This window comes from Aurantimonas endophytica (genome assembly GCF_014196845.1).
GTDB lineage: Bacteria > Pseudomonadota > Alphaproteobacteria > Rhizobiales > Rhizobiaceae > Aurantimonas > Aurantimonas endophytica.
The window spans coordinates 151,444-166,184 of record NZ_JACIEM010000001.1; the positions used below are offsets into that span (position 1 = coordinate 151,444).

Below are 14,741 nucleotides of genomic sequence, written 5' to 3' on the forward strand. Positions count from 1 at the left end.
GTTTCCCGCCGGGGCGGGTCCATGCCGCGAACCAGCTACGGCCCTGCAAAAAGCAGCCGCAACGAAAAAGGGCCGCCGGATCTCTCCGGCGGCCCTTTCTGCTTCGATGCGAAACGCTGGTCGATCAGCGCTTCGAGAACTGGAAGGACCGGCGGGCCTTCGCCTTGCCGTACTTCTTGCGCTCGACCGTACGCGAGTCGCGCGTCAGGAAGCCGCCCTTCTTGAGCACGGCGCGAAGGCCCGGCTCGTAATAGGTCAGTGCCTTGGAGATGCCGTGACGAACCGCGCCGGCCTGGCCGGAGAGGCCGCCACCGGCGACCGTCGCGATGATGTCGAACTGGCCGTCGCGATTGGCCGCGACGATCGGCTGGCGGAGCACCATCTGCAGGACCGGACGGGCGAAATACGTGCCGAAGTCCCGCTCGTTGATGGTGATCTTGCCGGTGCCCGGCTTGATCCAGACGCGTGCGACGGCGTCCTTGCGCTTGCCGGTCGCATAGGCGCGGCCGAACTGGTCGAGCTTCTGGACGTAGACCGGCGCTTCCGGCTGGGTGATGGTCTCGGCGGAGCCGAGTTCTTCAAGCGAGGAGAGCTGGGACATCAAACGGCCCTCGTGTTCTTGGAGTTCATCGCGCCGACATCGAGCGCAACCGGGTTCTGCGCCACGTGCGGATGCTCCGCGCCGGCATAGACCCTGAGGTTCTTCATCTGGCGACGGCCGAGCGGGCCGCGCGGGATCATGCGCTCGATGGCCTTTTCGACGACGCGCTCCGGGAAGCGGCCCTCGAGGATCTGGCGCGCCTTGCGCTCCTTGATCCCGCCGGCATAGCCGGTGTGCCAGTAATAGGTCTTGTTTTCGTACTTCTTGCCAGTCAGCACGATCTTGTCGGCGTTGACGATGATGACGTTGTCACCGTCGTCGACATGCGGCGTGTAGGTCGGCTTGTGCTTGCCGCGGAGGCGAAGCGCAACGATGGAGGCGAGGCGACCGACGACGAGCCCTTCGGCGTCGATCAGAATCCACTTCTTCTCCACCGTCTCGGTCTTCTGCGAGAAGGTTTTCATGGGTTGCCTTTGGGTCGTTCGTGAGTCTGAGGCAACCGCTGCGGCCGCCAAACGAAAAGCGCGGCTCACGGCCGCTCTCTCTGGGCGGTGACATACGGGCGGAAGGCAGCGCTGTCAACGCAAAAGCGCGGTGCGCCGCTGCCGCCAATCCTCTGTGATACAAGGCATTGATGGGCTAGGGTATCAGCGTACCCGGCAAATCCGTTGCGTCTGTCGGACGGGGCGGGATGGAATAAGTCGCGACCGCGTGGGCCACGGTGTCCGCTTCGTCGTCCGGGGTGATTGCCACCTCGACCACGGCAAGACGCTTCCCGAGTTTCAAGATGCGGGCACGGCCGAACAGCGCGCCGGGCTCGGGCTTGCGCAGGAAATTGATCGAGAGATTCGTGGTCACTGCGAGCGCCACCGGGCCGATATGCGCGAGGATCGCGACATAGGCGGCGACGTCGGCCAGCGCGAAGAGGGTCGGGCCGGAGACCGTGCCGCCCGGGCGCAGATGCTGCGAACCAGCCAGGAGGCGCAGCACCGCGGTGCCGGGCGCGACGTCGACGACGAGGTAGCCGCCGTCCTTGCCGCCGAGCTGCGGAAAGTCGGTCTCGAGGAAGCGATTGATCTCCGCAACTGTCATGATCGGCTGCACGGGCACGGATCCTTCGAGCAGGCTGCAGACGCGCAGCGTTGGCGGACGGGCACGATTCGTCCTATCTAGCTGCCGACCGAAAGGCCACCCGGCCCCGAAGACAGCGTGCGCGGATCCCATGGCAGACATTCTCGAACTCCACATGGCAAATGAGGGGCCGGTCGTCGTCCAGCGCGCGCCGAGCCTGACCCGCCTCGTCATCGCCGCCCCGCCGGCCAATGCTCTGTCGCTGGCGGTGATGGACGCGCTGCTCGCGGGCCTCGCCGAAGCGGCCGCCGACAAGACCAACCGGGTGGTGGTCATCGCCGGGGAGGGCAAGGTCTTTTCAGCGGGTCACGACCTCAAGGAACTCACCGGGCACCGCAGTGACCCCGACGGCGGCCGCGCGTTCTTCGCCGCGACGATGCAGAAATGCGCCGAGCTGATGCAGGCCATCGTTCGCCACCCGAGCCCGGTCATCGCCGAGGTGAACGGCCTCGCCACCGCCGCCGGTTGCCAGCTGGTTGCCTCCTGCGATCTCGCCATTGCATCCGAGGAAGCGCAGTTCTGCACGCCGGGGGTGAATATCGGTCTGTTCTGCTCGACGCCGATGGTAGCCCTGTCGCGAAACCTATCGCCCAAGCATGCGATGGAGATGCTGCTGACCGGCGAGACCATCGACGCGCGCAGTGCCCGCGATTTCGGCCTCGTCAACCGCGTCGTGCCGCCGGAGTATCTCGGCACGGTGGTGGGCAAATACGCCACCACCATCGCCTCGAAATCGGCAGCCACGGTCAAAACCGGCAAGGAAGCCTTCTATCGTCAGGCCGAGATGGGTCTCACCGACGCCTATGCCTATACGGCAGAAGTCATGGTAGAGAACATGCTCGCCAAGGACGCCGAAGAGGGCATCGGGGCGTTCCTGCAGAAGCGCAAGCCGGAATGGACGCACGAATGAGCGCGGCCCCGCTGCGCTACGACGATGCCGTCATCCGCCGCATCCTGACGGAAATCCGCACCATCGCCATGGTCGGCGCCAGCGCCAAGGAGATCCGGCCCTCCTACTTCGTCCTGAAATACCTGCTCGCGAAGGGCTTCCGCGTCATCCCGGTCAACCCCGGCCTTGCCGGCCAGGAAATCCTCGGCCAGACCGTCTATGCCGATCTGGCGAGCATTCCCGAGCCGGTCGACATGGTCGACGTCTTCCGCTCTTCCGACGCCGTGCCGGCGGTCGTGGATCAGGCGTTGGCGCTCGACCCGAAGCCGAAGGTGATCTGGACACAGCTCGGCGTCCGCCACGATGAAGCGGCTTCCAAGGCCGAGGCGGCAGGGCTGACGGTGATCATGGATCGCTGCCCGAAGATCGAGTTCGCCCGGCTCTCCGGCGAGATCGGCTGGAACGGCGTCAACTCGCGGGTGATCTCCTCGAAGAAGCCGACCCGCGGCTCGGGCTATCAGAGTTTCGGGCTCGGACCCCGGCGGTAGGGCTGGGAGTGCCGGGGCCGAACCCTGCGCATCGCTCGGTCAGTCGGCTTTCACTCCGCCGTCCGGGCCGGGGATACCGTCAGCCGGTTTCGTCCGTTGGACTTCGAGCGGTACAGCGCGACGTCGGCCCGATGAAGGACGTCCTCGACATCCCGGTCATCGGCCGAGACCAGCGTCGCCCCGACGCTGACGGTGACGCTTACCGGGCCGGCCTCGGTCGCCACGACAGCGGCATGGACGGCGCGGCGCACCCGCTCCGCCCAGGTCGTGAGGGAAGCCGAGTCGATTTCACGCAGCAAGATGACGAATTCCTCGCCCCCGAATCGGGCAACGCGATCAGTCTCCCGGGCCAATTCGGCGAGCACCCTGCCGACGGCGCTGATCACCTCGTCGCCGACGGCGTGGCCATGCGCGTCGTTGACCCGCTTGAAATGGTCGATGTCGATCATCAGGACGGCGAACGTGCGGTCGTAGCGGCGGTAGAAGGTCATGACGTCCTGGGCATCACCGAGGAAGCTTCGCCTGTTCATCAGGCCGCTCAGCGGGTCGGTGTCGGCCAGGTACCGCAGCCTGCGGACGGTTTCGCGGTGCTCGAGCGTCTGAACGGAATGGGCCTGTTCGGTCCGTTCCATCAGGTCGCGCACTTCCGTGGCGCGGCTCTCGGCCGAATCCACGCGGCGCATGAGGGATCGCAGCGAGTTGGACAGCCTCAGGATGTCCGACGAGCCGCGCTGGCGGTCGAACACGCTGGTCTCCGCAGCCGCGCGCCCAAGCCTGTCCGCGTCGGCGGCGAGGCGCGTCAGGGGACGCGTCACCCGCCCGGCGATCAGGAAGGACGCGGCGATGCCGACCACGGCCGCGAACGTGCCGATCAGCACGATGGCCAGCGTGACCCGGTTGGCGTCCGCCAGGACGACCGACATCGGACGGTTGGCGACGACGATCCAACCGAGCCCCGGGTAGGTCTCGAAGCCCTTGGTGGAAACGGCCGCCGCGAGGTAGGTCCCGTCTCCCTCGCCGCCGACGAAGGTCTGGCGAGCGATCTGCAACTGGCCGGGCGAAAGGACCGGCTGGCCATACGGCGCGCCGAGAATGGCGCTGCCATCCGAGGCTGTCACCCAGAGATCGGTCCGCAGATCCGGCTCGAGGGCCCCCAGCAGATAGCTGCGGACCGACTGCGCCCATGACCAGCTCAGATGGGCGCCGAGGACACCCTGGACATTGCCCGCCTCGTCGCGCACCGGGGCGGCGACGTCGACAAAGCGGAAGGGCGCGCCGTCTTCGGACGGGCCGAGTATGTCCGCCAGCAGCTTGGCTTCGTGCAGGTCGAGTGCGGAGGTCGCTTGGGACCCCGCGATGAACCAGGGACGCTCGGCGACCGACACGCCTTCGAGCGTGCCGCCGGTCGCCGCCAGGATCTCGCCGTCGAGCGAGGCATAGCCGATCCAGGCGTAACGCGGCAGCGTCCTCTGCATCTGATCCAGCAATCGACGGATCGCCTCCGGGGCGCCATCCCAGCTGTCGCGCAACGGGTGCAGCGACGCGAAATTGCCGATCTCGCGGAAACGTTCGAACATCTCCTGATCGAGACGATCCGCCATCGACTGGGCAAGGTCGGTCATCTGGTGATTGGCGATCCCCACTGCGCGGTCCCGGATGAGGATCGTGGTCGCCGTCGTCATCGCCGCGACGACCAGGATGGAGAGCAGCGCGGTCAGCAGCGCCGACTGCTGCTTCATGCTCGTCCGATCGCGCACGCGGTTCAAGGCCGACAGGAATTCGCGCATGCCCTTTGCATCTCCTCCACCCGACGCGATGTTCCGGCCGAGCGGCGGCCGCCCGGCAGTTTGCCGGCTATAGAGCCTCGGTCTGAACGAATTGTTCAGGCGTCCCCGTTTCAGGCATCCCACGAGGGGCTCGCACCCGTCCGCCGATGGCACTGTCGTTCGCCGCCGCTGCGGAGAATTCACGGCCGTCGGGGTATGGGGCGGGAGCGCAGCGAGCGCTATTCCATCGGCACGTCGGTATTGACGAAGTCCGGCACCGCCACCAGCGGTAATTTCCGCCGCTGCTCGGCTTCTATACGGCGTGGACGCGAGCGCGGCGGAAGTTCGTGGGGCAGGCCTGTCACGATGGCGCGGTCGATGGCGTCGAGGACAATCATGTCCAGGACGCCTTCCTCGCCGTCCGGCTCGGGCTCACGGTCGTTCAGGATGCAGTCGGAGAAGTATTCCGTCTCGCCGCCGAAATGATCCACCACCGGCGCCTTGCGTTCCTCGGTATCGCCGCCCCGTGTGAGGCGGAAGTCGATCGAGGTGCCCTCGCCGAATCCGAAGGCCGGCGAGGCCTCTATGACGCCCTCGCTGCCCACGACGTGGAGCCGGTCGATGCTGTCGGCCGAATAGCTCACGGTGAAGCTGGCGCTGCGTCCTTCCGGAAAGGTCAGGATGACGCTCACCGTGTCGTCGCAGCCGAGGTCGCGCTCCGGCACGCGCGAGGCGAAGGCCATGACGCGAAGGGGTTCGGCCTCGAAGAAGTTACGCACCGCGTTGATCGGATATGTGCCCATGTCGGGGACCGGGCCGGCCCAGTAGCCATTCAGGGCGCGATGGTTGGACGCCTTCACGGTCTGCGAGAAGGTCGAGGTGAAGAAGCGCGGCGTGCCGATCTCGCCGGCGCGGATCGCCGCGACGATGGCGAGCGTGCCCGGTTCGCAGTGCAGCCGATAGGCGACCATCAGCTTCGCGCCGGACGCCTTGGCCGCCGCCGCGATGGCTTCGGCATCGGCCAGGCTCGCCGCCATCGGCTTTTCCAGAAGCACGTGGATACCGGCCTTGAGTGCCGGCTCGGCAAACTCGCGATGCCGGAAGTTCGGGGTCGCGACATAGACGGCGTCCACCTCGCCGCTGGCCAGCAGGGCGGCATAATCCTCGTAGCCATAGCCCTTGATGCCGTAGCGCTCGCCGAGGCCCTTGGCCTTCTCCGCGTCGCCAGTGACGACGGCGGCCAGCACGGAGTTCGACGTCTGGCCGACGCCCGGCATGAAGGCGCCCTGGGCAATCCACCCGGCCCCCACGACGGCGTAACGGATCTTCCCTTCGGCGCTCGGCATCGCTGTTCCTTCCAATGCTTGTTTCCTGCCGAGGAATGTCGCCGCCAGGCGTTCCGTTGCAAAACAAATGCATCGCGGCGTGTGGCAATTGGAGCGCGCCATGCCTCGCGAGCCTGTCTCCGGCATGCTAGTTCGTCACCAAAGCAACGCTGCCGACCGGGCCGGGATGCCGCGGATCAGGCAGGAAGGGAGAGAGACGACATGTCAGGACCAGGTTTCGAAACGCTCGCCATCCATGCCGGGGCTCAGCCCGATCCGACCACCGGCGCCCGCGCCACGCCGATCTACCAGACGACGTCGTTCGTCTTCGACGATGTCGACCATGCCGCCTCGCTGTTCGGGCTCCAGCAGTTCGGCAACATCTACACCCGCATCATGAACCCGACCCAGGCCGTGCTCGAGGAACGTGTCGCCGCGCTCGAGGGCGGCACGGCCGCGGTCGCGGTGGCTTCCGGCCATGCCGCGCAGCTGATCATCTTCCAGAGCCTGATGCAGCCGGGCGACGAGTTCGTCGCCTCGCGCAAGCTCTATGGCGGCTCGATCAACCAGTTCGGCCATGCCTTCAAGTCGTTCGACTGGCGGGTGAAATGGGCCGATCCGGACGACATCTCGAGCTTTGAGGCGGCGATCACCGAGAAGACCCGCGCGATCTTCATCGAATCGATCGCCAACCCCGGCGGCATCGTCGTCGACATCGCGGCAATCGCGGCCATCGCCCAGAAGCACGGCATCCCGCTGATCGTCGACAACACCATGGCGACGCCGTATCTGTGCCGGCCGATCGAGCACGGTGCCGACATCGTCGTCCATTCGCTGACCAAGTTCATGGGCGGGCATGGCAACTCGATGGGCGGTGCGATCGTCGATGCCGGCACGTTCGACTGGTCGGCCAGCGACCACTACCCGATGCTGTCGCAGCCGCGGCCGGAATATAACGGCATCGTCCTGCACGAGACCTTCGGCAATTTTGCCTTCGCGATCGCCTGCCGGGTGCTCGGCCTGCGCGATCTCGGCCCGGCGATCTCGCCCTTCAACGCCTTCATGATCCTGACCGGCATCGAGACGCTGCCGCTGCGGATGCAGCGCCATTGCGACAACGCCAAAGCTGTGGCCGAGCATCTCAAGGGCCACGAGAAGGTGAGCTGGGTGTCCTATTCGGGGCTCGCGGATCACCCCAACCACGCGATGATGCAGAAATATTCGCCAAAGGGGGCAGGGGCGGTCTTCACCTTCGGCCTCAAGGGCGGGTTCGAGGTGGGCGTCACCTTCGTCGAGGCGCTGGAGCTGTTCTCGCACCTCGCCAATATCGGCGACACGCGCTCGCTGGTCATCCACCCCGCCTCGACCACCCACAAGCAACTCGCCGACGAGCAGAAGATCGCCGCGGGCGCCGGGCCGGACGTGGTGCGGCTCTCGATCGGCATCGAGAACGTTGCGGACATCATCGCCGACCTCGACCAGGCACTCGCCAAGGTCTGACGACCATCGCCTCTTCTTGAAGGCCGGACGCCTCGGGTGTCCGGTCTTTTCCATTCTGCCGCCTGCAACGGCGCCGCGCCTGATCCCAGCCGCGACCATCGACGAGGAACCGCGATGACCGACCATTTCGTCCGCTTCGACAAGGCTCTGGTACCGGTCGAGAATGGCGCACCCGCCAGGGAGAAGATCCGCAGCGGCCGGCCAACCAACAAGACCTGGAATCTCGAGGACGACGGCAACGGCCTCTATGCCGGTATCTGGGAGTCGACGGTCGGCGAGTGGGAGATCGACTACACCGAGTGGGAATTCTTCCACATCCTCGAAGGCGTCTCGGTACTGACAGAGGAGGGCGGCGAGCCGGTCAAGCTCGTTGCCGGCGACAGCTTCGTCATCCGCCCCGGCTTCAAGGGCCGCTGGACGGTCGTTGAGCCAACGAAAAAGCACTACGTCATCAAGGTGTAAGCGCCGTTCCCTGCGGTCGGAAGCGAAGCTTGAGCCGCTCCAGCCCGCGAAAGTGCCAGCTGTCGCGGTAATGCGGCGCGACGGCGAGCGCCAGGTCCGGCAGCCGCCGGAACAGCGTGCCCAGCGCGATCGCCAGTTCCAGCCGCGCCAGCGGCGCGCCGACGCAGAAATGGATGCCGCCGCCGAACGAGACGTGCGGCTTCGCCGCTCGTCCGGCCAGGAACTCGCCGGGGCGCTCGAACACCGCCGGGTCGTGGTTGGCGGCGCCGAGCAGCAGGGCGACACGGTCGCCGCGCTGAAGTTGCCGGCCATCCCGGAGTGTCACGGCCTCCTGCGCCACGCGCTCGAACAGATGCAGCGGCGTGTCGAAGCGCAGGCATTCCTCCACCGTGGCCGCGGTTGAATCAGGGTTGCAGAAAAGCCGTGCAGGGTCCTGGCCCGACTCGATGATTGCCTTCACGGCATTGCCGATCTGGTGAACCGTCGCCTCGTGCCCGGCGTTCAGCAGCAGCACCAGGGTCGCGACCATTTCGGCCTCGTCGAGCCGGCCGCCATCGCTTTCCGCCGCGATCAGCGCCGAGACCAGATCGTCTGCCGGCTTCCGGCGCCTGTCGGCGATGACAGTGCGAAGATAGGCGGCGAAATCGAGGGCCGCCGCATTGGCGCTGGTCTCCACCTCTTGCGTGCGGCCGAGCCGGTACATCGCCACCATCCGGTGCGACCAGTCGACGAGCAGCGGGGCATCCGTGCTCGGTACGCCGATCAGCTCGGCGATTACCCGCACCGGCAACGGCGTTGCGTACGCCTCGACCAGTTCGACCGCGCCTTCGGCAGCGACCCCGTCGATCAGCTCGTTGGCGATCGCGCCGATCCGCGGCGCGAGGTGCTCGATCTGCCGCGAGACGAAGGCGCGGGTGACGAGACTCCGGAGCCGGGTATGCGTCGGCGGCTCAAGGTCCAGCAGCGAGCGGGCTTCGATGGCGTAGAAATCGGCAAGGTGCGGGGGCTTGTCGCTGTAGTCCGGGCGCCCGTCCTCGCCTGCAGGAAGGATCCGGCCGAAGCGCCGGTCCCGCAGCAGGGCGCTGACCGTCCCGTGGTCCGCCACGGCCAGCGTTCCGGTCTCGGCCCAGCGCGCGATGCCGCCGTGGCGATGCAGTTCCTCATAGGCCGTGTAGGGATCCTGGTAGAACCCCGGATCGCGCGGGTCGAGGCGGAGCACGCCGTCCGCCACGCCGAAACTGGCCGGCAGTGGCGGCATCAGCTGGCGCCGGTCGCGGGGAGAAACGAGACTCGGGCCGGTCGTTCAGGCATCGCCGAGGGACGTCAGCGCGATCTCGAGGGCACGGGCGCCGTCGGCGCCGGTGACGGCCACCGGAGCGGTGCCGAGAATGGCCGCCCGGAACGCCTGCAGCTCCGCCTTCAGCGGCTCGTGGAAGCCGATGCCGATGCTGCGGTGGAGATAGCCGCCGTCCGGCTGGTAGCGCGAGAATTCCGAAACGGTCCGCAGCAGCATGTCGCAGCTGATGAAGCGGTCGCGGGTCGAGACGTCGATCCGGCGCTGCTTGAACGGCGTCAGCCAGTTGGTGTTGATGCTGGCCAGCGCCCCGCTCGCCATCCGGAACTGCATGAAGGCGATGTCCTCGTGCTCGCCGATCGTGCGGGAGACCAAGGTCTGGTGGTCGACGATCTCGGAGCGGGTCAACCAGCGGATCAGGTCGATGTCGTGAACGCCGAGGTCGATGACGATGCCGACGTCGCCGATGCGCGGCGGGAAGGGCCCGACGCGGGTCACGGCAACGGACAGGATCTCCTCGTCGCCGATCGCCTGCCGCAGGCCCTCGATGGCCGGATTGAACCGTTCGACGTGACCGACCATCAGTCGGCGGTCATGCGCCTCGGCCAGCGCGATGAGCGCGCGGGCTTCCTCGACGGTACGCGCGATGGGCTTCTCAATGAGGACGTGGACGCCTGCCTGGATCAACTGCGAGCCAACATCGTGATGCAGCGAGGTGGGGAGCGCCACGACGGCGGCATCGATACCGAGCGCGATCAGGTCCTCTGGCGTGGCGCAGGCGGCGGCGCCGCTGGCGCGCGCTGCAGCCTCGCGCACGTCGACATTGTGGTCGACGATGCCGACCAGCTCGAAGCCCTTCGTATCGGCCAGCACGCGGACGTGGTTCCTGCCCATCACGCCGCAGCCGATGACGCCGATCCTTATCGTGTCTTCCAAGATGTCATCCCCGAACCGTTCAATTCCGAGACCCGCCGTTCCGTCCAGCCGGGCGTCGTTCCCGACCCTCAAGTCGGAGGGGTGGGTTCAGGGCCGGTTCTAGAAGTCGGGGCCGGCTTCGGCAATGGGTGGGTCCGATCGCAGCGGATGCGGGCTCCGGCCAACAGGCCGGTACCCGGGCGTGTCGGGCGGGTGTCAGGCCGGCTCAGCAGGAACCGCGCAAATGCACCTGGCGCCAGCCGGCGCGCTCCTCGCGCACCTTCACGGTCCTGTGCCTCGTCTCGTACTGCGCCGGTATCTCCCGTGCGATCGTCTGCTCCGGCTCGATCACCACCTGTTCGCGAACCGTCTCGTAGCGGGCGGGGATCACGTGCTGGCGATAGCGCTCGGGCGCGAGCATGACCTGCACATACTCGACACCGTACTCGGCAGGGACGACCTCGTCCCAGCTCTCGCCGGGCTCGACAATGGTGCGCTCGCGCGTGCCGTAGCGGGCGGGCAGGACGATCCGGCAATAGACCCGCTTGCCCTTGATGACGCGCCACTCCCACGTCTCGCGCGCCGGCTCGATCATCACCGTCTCGACGACGGTCCGATAGACCGGGGGCGCCGAGCGCCGGATGACCTGCTCGCGCTGCAGCAACACCTGCCTTGCCACGGTGGTGTATTCCGCGGGGATGCGTTCGCTGGTTATCTGCTCCGGCTCGACGAGAACCTCGCGGGTGGCGTAGCCGTATCGCGCCGGCACGACGTCGTAGACCACACGGCCGGGGCGGACGAGCACGTCTTCCGCAACGGTGGAATATAGCGCCGGAGCTTGCACGGGTTCGTAACAGGCCGTGGGCCGCCCGCCGGCCAGGCTCGGTGTAACCGCAAGGAAGCCGGCGGTCGCGGCAAGCGCTACGGAAATCTTCAAGGACCTGGTCTCCTGTCACACCGATTGTTTCGATATAACTGCCGAGACTAGCTATTCGACAAGACCAATGGGGCCTTCGATGAGTAATGTTTGATTTCCAGTTAATAGGAATAGTTTTAACGAGGCCTCGGACGGCCGGCGAATCTGACAAACTCCAGCGTTCCGGCCGCAGGCAGACATGAAAAAGGCCCGCCGAAAGCGGGCCTCATTATTCTTTATAAGGATGCTTCCTCTATGGAAGCCAAGCCTTGGATCAGCGCTCGATCTCGATGAGGATCTCGTTGCGCTTCATGAAGCCGGGCGTCCAGGGCGGGTTGTAGAAGGCGTATTGCGGGTCGCCCTTCTGCTTCAGATTGTTGTCCGCGAGGTAGTTGTAGAGGTTCATCAGCTGCTTGCTGGCGAGCGTCGCGCTGAAATTGCCGGAGAACCGGATCGCCGCCATCCGCCGGGCCGGCATGTCCTTCAGCGTCACGTCGCTGCCGGCGGGCTTCGGCAGGCTGGCCATTGTGTACTTCTTCGGCATGACGAAGCGGATCGCCCAGCCCTTGGTCCGGCCATCGCCTTCCGCAAGCTGCTGCAGCACTGGGGTGGTCATCTTGATCTTCTTGCCGTCGCGGTTGCGGGCAAAGATGTAGTCGGCCAGCGTTTCAAAGCCCGACCGGCGAGCCTTCTCGTGATAGCCGCTCTTGATCGTCTCGGCGACGATCATCGCATCGTAGTCGCGGATCTCGATCGTCCCGTCCTCGCGAACGACGTCGTAATCCGGCTCCTCGGCGTGGTCCTGCACCTTCTTGGTAACGTAGTAGGCCGTCCCGACGACCGCCACGGCGCCGCCGACGACGAGGAGGGCAGTCAGTTCCGGGCGGTTGCGGAGATAGTCCAGCCCACGCTCGGTTTCCATGCCGCGACGAAAGCTGGTGAAGCGCGGCAGGCGAAAGTCCGGCAGATGCCGGCGGGCGTCGGCAAAGTAGCCGCGCGCGTCATCGACGCTGTCGCCGGCGGAGTCGCGAAGCGACAGCATGTGGCGGCGCGCATCCGTGGTCGACGGCATGTTCCAGCCGGTCATGAACTCCGGCAGGTAGCGAGCGACGCCGGTCGGCTCGGAATGAAACGGGATGTTACGCGCGATGGCCCGGCGGACGCGCTCGGTGCGGCTCGGCGCCGGATGGAAGCGCTCGACGGCCTGCTCCTCGAGCTCCGCGAGGCGGTCGCCGATGCCGCTCAACGTGTCGGCAAGGCGGTCGTAGGTGCTGGGCTTGTCGCGAAACATGTTTGGACTCCTGAGTCATTCCGTTCGGTCGCAGGCAGAACCGCGTCCTCGCGGTAGGACAATGCGGCGCTTCCCGCGATAACGTCGACCCGGAAGGATGGTTGCGTTGCAAACGATCGAGCGGCGCCGAATCCGATCAGCCCGATTACCCTCACGCCGGTGCGAGATTCATGCTCCGGCAGTGCAACCATTGATGCGTAAGCGCATTAGGACAGCATCGGGTTTTTCATGACCTGATACTCCAGCCTTACTCGGGCGGCCTCAGGCCGCCCCTTTTTTTGCCCGAGGCTCAGCGGGACGTGGAAAAGACGTCGGTTCGCGTCAGCCGATCCAGCGCCGTGCCCAATCCGCGATTCAGGCGGTGCGGCTGGGCTGCGGTCACGCAGCCGGCCTTCCCGGTCGCGAGGAAGCCGATGCTGCCGTCGGCGACATCGATGAGGGCTGCGGTAAGCACGCCCGTCAGAACCGCCGCCGTGTCGATCGATATGCGGTTTTCGGTGACCACGGGCCTGCCGTCCTTAAGCGGCGTATGACCGTGCACCACCACATGTCCAAGAAGCCCGACATGGCCGAGGAAGGGCTCCCGCATCCAGAGACAGTCGTGCCTTTGCTGCTCGTCCAGCTGTCGGAGCGGGTCGATGCCGGCATGCACGAAGGCGAAGCCGTCGACGCTTTCCAGAACGGAGGCGGAATTCAGGAGAGGCAGGTGGCTCGGCCGCGTACCCAGCACATGCAGGCGCGCCTCATCCAGGTCCGCGCCGGGTGCGACCCCGTAGGACTGAAGCGTCTCGCCTCCGCCCTGCGCCAGCCAGTGCAGAGCCTCGGAAAGAGAAAGCCGGTCCTCCAGGAACCGCAGCAGCCAGTCGTCGTGATTGCCGAGCAGCAGCTTCGAGCCCGGACGGGCTTCGAGGGTGGCTTCGACGAGATCCATCGCGCGACGGCTGTCGGGCCCGCGATCGACGATGTCACCGAGGAAATAGATCGGCCAGCCGGGCGCAGCCTGGTCAAGGCGGCCCAGCAGCGTCTCCAGGAGATCGGAAGCACCATGCACGTCGCCGATGGCGATGACCCGCGAGGGTGACTCTGTCAGCATCGCTTCATCAATCCCTGTAGCGGCGGGGGCCACGACCTGCCCGTCCCCGGCGGCAGAGCGTCAGAACGCCCAGGTGCGGGCCTTGGAGATCAGGAAGTCCCGGAAGACCTTGAGCTTGGCGGCGCTGCGCATCTGCTCGGGATAGCAGAGATAGGTGTCGAAGGTCGGCATCTCCATCTCCGGCAGGACCTGGACCAGCTTGGCGCGCTTGTCGACCATGTAGTCCGGCAGCAAGGCCAGGCCGATGCCGCTCTCGATGGCGGAGCGGATCGCCATGAGGTTGTTGATCTGCAGGATCGGGCTTCGCGACTTGCCCTCTGGCAGCCCGACCGTCTCCAGCGTGTTGAGGTTGCGCAGATAGTTCGGTGCCGGCTCGCCGAAGGTGATGATGCGGTGATGGTCGAGGTCCTCGATCGTCTCGGGCGTGCCGAAACGGGCGAGATAGGAGGGCGCGGCGTAGACGTGCAAATGCACCGTGAACAGCCGGCGCTGGATCAGGTCCGGCTGCTGCGGCTGGCGCAGGCGGATCGCCGCGTCCGCCTTGCGCATGGTGAGGTCGATTTCCTCGTTGTCGAAGACCAGCTGCAACTCAAGCTCTGGATAGAGCTCGAGAAACTCCTTCGACCGCTCGGTGAGCCAGCCGGAGCCGAGGCCGACCGTGGTGGTGACGCGGAGCTTGCCGGTCGGCTTCTCGCGCGTCTCGGTCAACTGCACGCGAACCGCTTCGAGCCGCTTCAGCACGTCGTTCGCGGTCTGGAAGAGCAATTCGCCCTGCTCGGACAGCACCAGGCCGCGGGCATGGCGGTGGAAGAGCGGCACGCCGATCTCGTTCTCGAGCGCGGCGACCTGCCGGCTGATCGCCGATTGGCTCAGATTGAGCGCATCGGCGGCGTGGGTGAACGAGCCGGCTTCCGCCGCAGCATGGAAGATCCGCAGCTTGTCCCAATCGAGCGCCATGGGTGGTGTTTCCTCGAATGGCCTTGGAAGAAGGCGTGACGCCTTCGGCGAGT

15 protein-coding genes are annotated in these 14,741 nt (G+C 66.3%); 4 read left to right on the forward strand and 11 right to left on the reverse strand.

Translation table 11 applies throughout. From position 1 onward, the window contains the following. Positions 1-124: 124 nt before the first annotated feature. The 3 genes from rpsI to GGR03_RS00785 form a co-directional block, all read right to left on the reverse strand. On the reverse strand, positions 125-601 hold the full coding sequence (gene rpsI / locus GGR03_RS00775) for a 30S ribosomal protein S9 (protein WP_183205434.1): 477 nt from the start codon (positions 599-601) through the stop codon (positions 125-127). Then, entirely contained in the window at positions 601-1,065 is a 465-nt protein-coding gene (gene rplM / locus GGR03_RS00780) for a 50S ribosomal protein L13 (RefSeq protein ID WP_183205436.1), read from the reverse strand. The genes rpsI and rplM overlap by 1 nt, the downstream gene beginning before the upstream one ends. A 175-nt stretch (positions 1,066-1,240) precedes the next feature. Further along, positions 1,241-1,693 (reverse strand): PaaI family thioesterase, encoded by a 453-nt coding sequence (locus tag GGR03_RS00785; protein ID WP_246367639.1) that lies wholly within the window; start codon positions 1,691-1,693, stop codon positions 1,241-1,243. A gap of 130 nt (positions 1,694-1,823) precedes the next feature. Here GGR03_RS00785 and GGR03_RS00790 point away from each other — a divergent pair, with 130 nt between their 5' ends. Both GGR03_RS00790 and GGR03_RS00795 read left to right on the forward strand, forming a co-directional pair. Next, positions 1,824-2,642, forward strand: a complete 819-nt coding sequence (locus GGR03_RS00790) for an enoyl-CoA hydratase (RefSeq protein WP_183205440.1) — start codon at positions 1,824-1,826, stop codon at positions 2,640-2,642. Next, positions 2,639-3,169: a CoA-binding protein gene (locus tag GGR03_RS00795; RefSeq protein WP_183205442.1), complete on the forward strand. Its 531-nt coding sequence runs from the start codon at positions 2,639-2,641 to the stop codon at positions 3,167-3,169. Before GGR03_RS00790 ends, GGR03_RS00795 begins: the two co-directional genes overlap by 4 nt. Positions 3,170-3,219: 50 nt before the next feature. Here the strand turns inward: GGR03_RS00795 and GGR03_RS00800 are convergent, their stop codons facing one another. Both GGR03_RS00800 and GGR03_RS00805 read right to left on the reverse strand, forming a co-directional pair. Then, positions 3,220-4,956 carry a sensor domain-containing diguanylate cyclase gene (locus GGR03_RS00800; RefSeq protein ID WP_183205444.1) on the reverse strand — a complete coding sequence of 579 codons (1,737 nt, stop codon included), beginning with the start codon at positions 4,954-4,956 and terminating at the stop codon, positions 3,220-3,222. A gap of 218 nt (positions 4,957-5,174) precedes the next feature. Further along, on the reverse strand, positions 5,175-6,281 hold the full coding sequence (locus GGR03_RS00805; RefSeq protein ID WP_183205446.1) for a Gfo/Idh/MocA family protein: 1,107 nt from the start codon (positions 6,279-6,281) through the stop codon (positions 5,175-5,177). 201 nt (positions 6,282-6,482) lie between these two features. Here GGR03_RS00805 and GGR03_RS00810 point away from each other — a divergent pair, with 201 nt between their 5' ends. Further along, positions 6,483-7,760, forward strand: a complete 1,278-nt coding sequence (locus tag GGR03_RS00810) for an O-acetylhomoserine aminocarboxypropyltransferase (protein WP_183205448.1) — start codon at positions 6,483-6,485, stop codon at positions 7,758-7,760. A 114-nt stretch (positions 7,761-7,874) separates the two neighbouring features. Then, positions 7,875-8,222 (forward strand): cupin domain-containing protein, encoded by a 348-nt coding sequence (locus tag GGR03_RS00815; protein ID WP_183205450.1) that lies wholly within the window; start codon positions 7,875-7,877, stop codon positions 8,220-8,222. On the opposite strand, the gene GGR03_RS00820 is transcribed toward GGR03_RS00815, so the two are convergent. The 6 genes from GGR03_RS00820 to GGR03_RS00845 all read right to left on the reverse strand — a co-directional run bounded on the left by GGR03_RS00820 (position 8,212) and on the right by GGR03_RS00845 (position 14,688). Further along, entirely contained in the window at positions 8,212-9,480 is a 1,269-nt protein-coding gene (locus GGR03_RS00820) for a cytochrome P450 (RefSeq protein WP_183205453.1), read from the reverse strand. The genes GGR03_RS00815 and GGR03_RS00820 overlap by 11 nt on opposite strands. 45 nt (positions 9,481-9,525) lie before the next feature. After that, on the reverse strand, positions 9,526-10,452 hold the full coding sequence (locus tag GGR03_RS00825; RefSeq protein ID WP_183205455.1) for a Gfo/Idh/MocA family protein: 927 nt from the start codon (positions 10,450-10,452) through the stop codon (positions 9,526-9,528). A 205-nt stretch (positions 10,453-10,657) separates the two neighbouring features. Then, on the reverse strand, positions 10,658-11,368 hold the full coding sequence (locus GGR03_RS00830) for a hypothetical protein (protein WP_183205457.1): 711 nt from the start codon (positions 11,366-11,368) through the stop codon (positions 10,658-10,660). A 253-nt stretch (positions 11,369-11,621) separates the two neighbouring features. Beyond that, the gene (locus GGR03_RS00835) at positions 11,622-12,638 is read right to left on the reverse strand and encodes an SOUL family heme-binding protein (protein ID WP_183205458.1); all 1,017 of its coding nucleotides are present in this window, start codon (positions 12,636-12,638) and stop codon (positions 11,622-11,624) included. A 289-nt stretch (positions 12,639-12,927) separates the two neighbouring features. Then, entirely contained in the window at positions 12,928-13,731 is an 804-nt protein-coding gene (locus GGR03_RS00840) for a metallophosphoesterase (protein WP_183205460.1), read from the reverse strand. A 60-nt stretch (positions 13,732-13,791) separates the two neighbouring features. Beyond that, positions 13,792-14,688 carry a LysR family transcriptional regulator gene (locus GGR03_RS00845; RefSeq protein ID WP_163043641.1) on the reverse strand — a complete coding sequence of 299 codons (897 nt, stop codon included), beginning with the start codon at positions 14,686-14,688 and terminating at the stop codon, positions 13,792-13,794. Positions 14,689-14,741: the final 53 nt, after the last annotated feature.

Coding starts and splice junctions, on each gene's coding strand:
- GGR03_RS00815 (WP_183205450.1), top strand. CDS start 7,875: ATGACCGACCATTTCGTCCGCTTCGACAAGGCTCTGGTACCGGTCGAG.
- GGR03_RS00845 (WP_163043641.1), bottom strand. CDS start 14,688: ATGGCGCTCGATTGGGACAAGCTGCGGATCTTCCATGCTGCGGCGGAA.
- GGR03_RS00840 (WP_183205460.1), bottom strand. CDS start 13,731: ATGCTGACAGAGTCACCCTCGCGGGTCATCGCCATCGGCGACGTGCAT.
- GGR03_RS00820 (WP_183205453.1), bottom strand. CDS start 9,480: ATGCCGCCACTGCCGGCCAGTTTCGGCGTGGCGGACGGCGTGCTCCGC.
- GGR03_RS00790 (WP_183205440.1), top strand. CDS start 1,824: ATGGCAGACATTCTCGAACTCCACATGGCAAATGAGGGGCCGGTCGTC.
- GGR03_RS00795 (WP_183205442.1), top strand. CDS start 2,639: ATGAGCGCGGCCCCGCTGCGCTACGACGATGCCGTCATCCGCCGCATC.
- GGR03_RS00810 (WP_183205448.1), top strand. CDS start 6,483: ATGTCAGGACCAGGTTTCGAAACGCTCGCCATCCATGCCGGGGCTCAG.
- GGR03_RS00805 (WP_183205446.1), bottom strand. CDS start 6,281: ATGCCGAGCGCCGAAGGGAAGATCCGTTACGCCGTCGTGGGGGCCGGG.
- GGR03_RS00800 (WP_183205444.1), bottom strand. CDS start 4,956: ATGCGCGAATTCCTGTCGGCCTTGAACCGCGTGCGCGATCGGACGAGC.
- rplM (WP_183205436.1), bottom strand. CDS start 1,065: ATGAAAACCTTCTCGCAGAAGACCGAGACGGTGGAGAAGAAGTGGATT.
- GGR03_RS00785 (WP_246367639.1), bottom strand. CDS start 1,693: ATGACAGTTGCGGAGATCAATCGCTTCCTCGAGACCGACTTTCCGCAG.
- rpsI (WP_183205434.1), bottom strand. CDS start 601: ATGTCCCAGCTCTCCTCGCTTGAAGAACTCGGCTCCGCCGAGACCATC.
- GGR03_RS00835 (WP_183205458.1), bottom strand. CDS start 12,638: ATGTTTCGCGACAAGCCCAGCACCTACGACCGCCTTGCCGACACGTTG.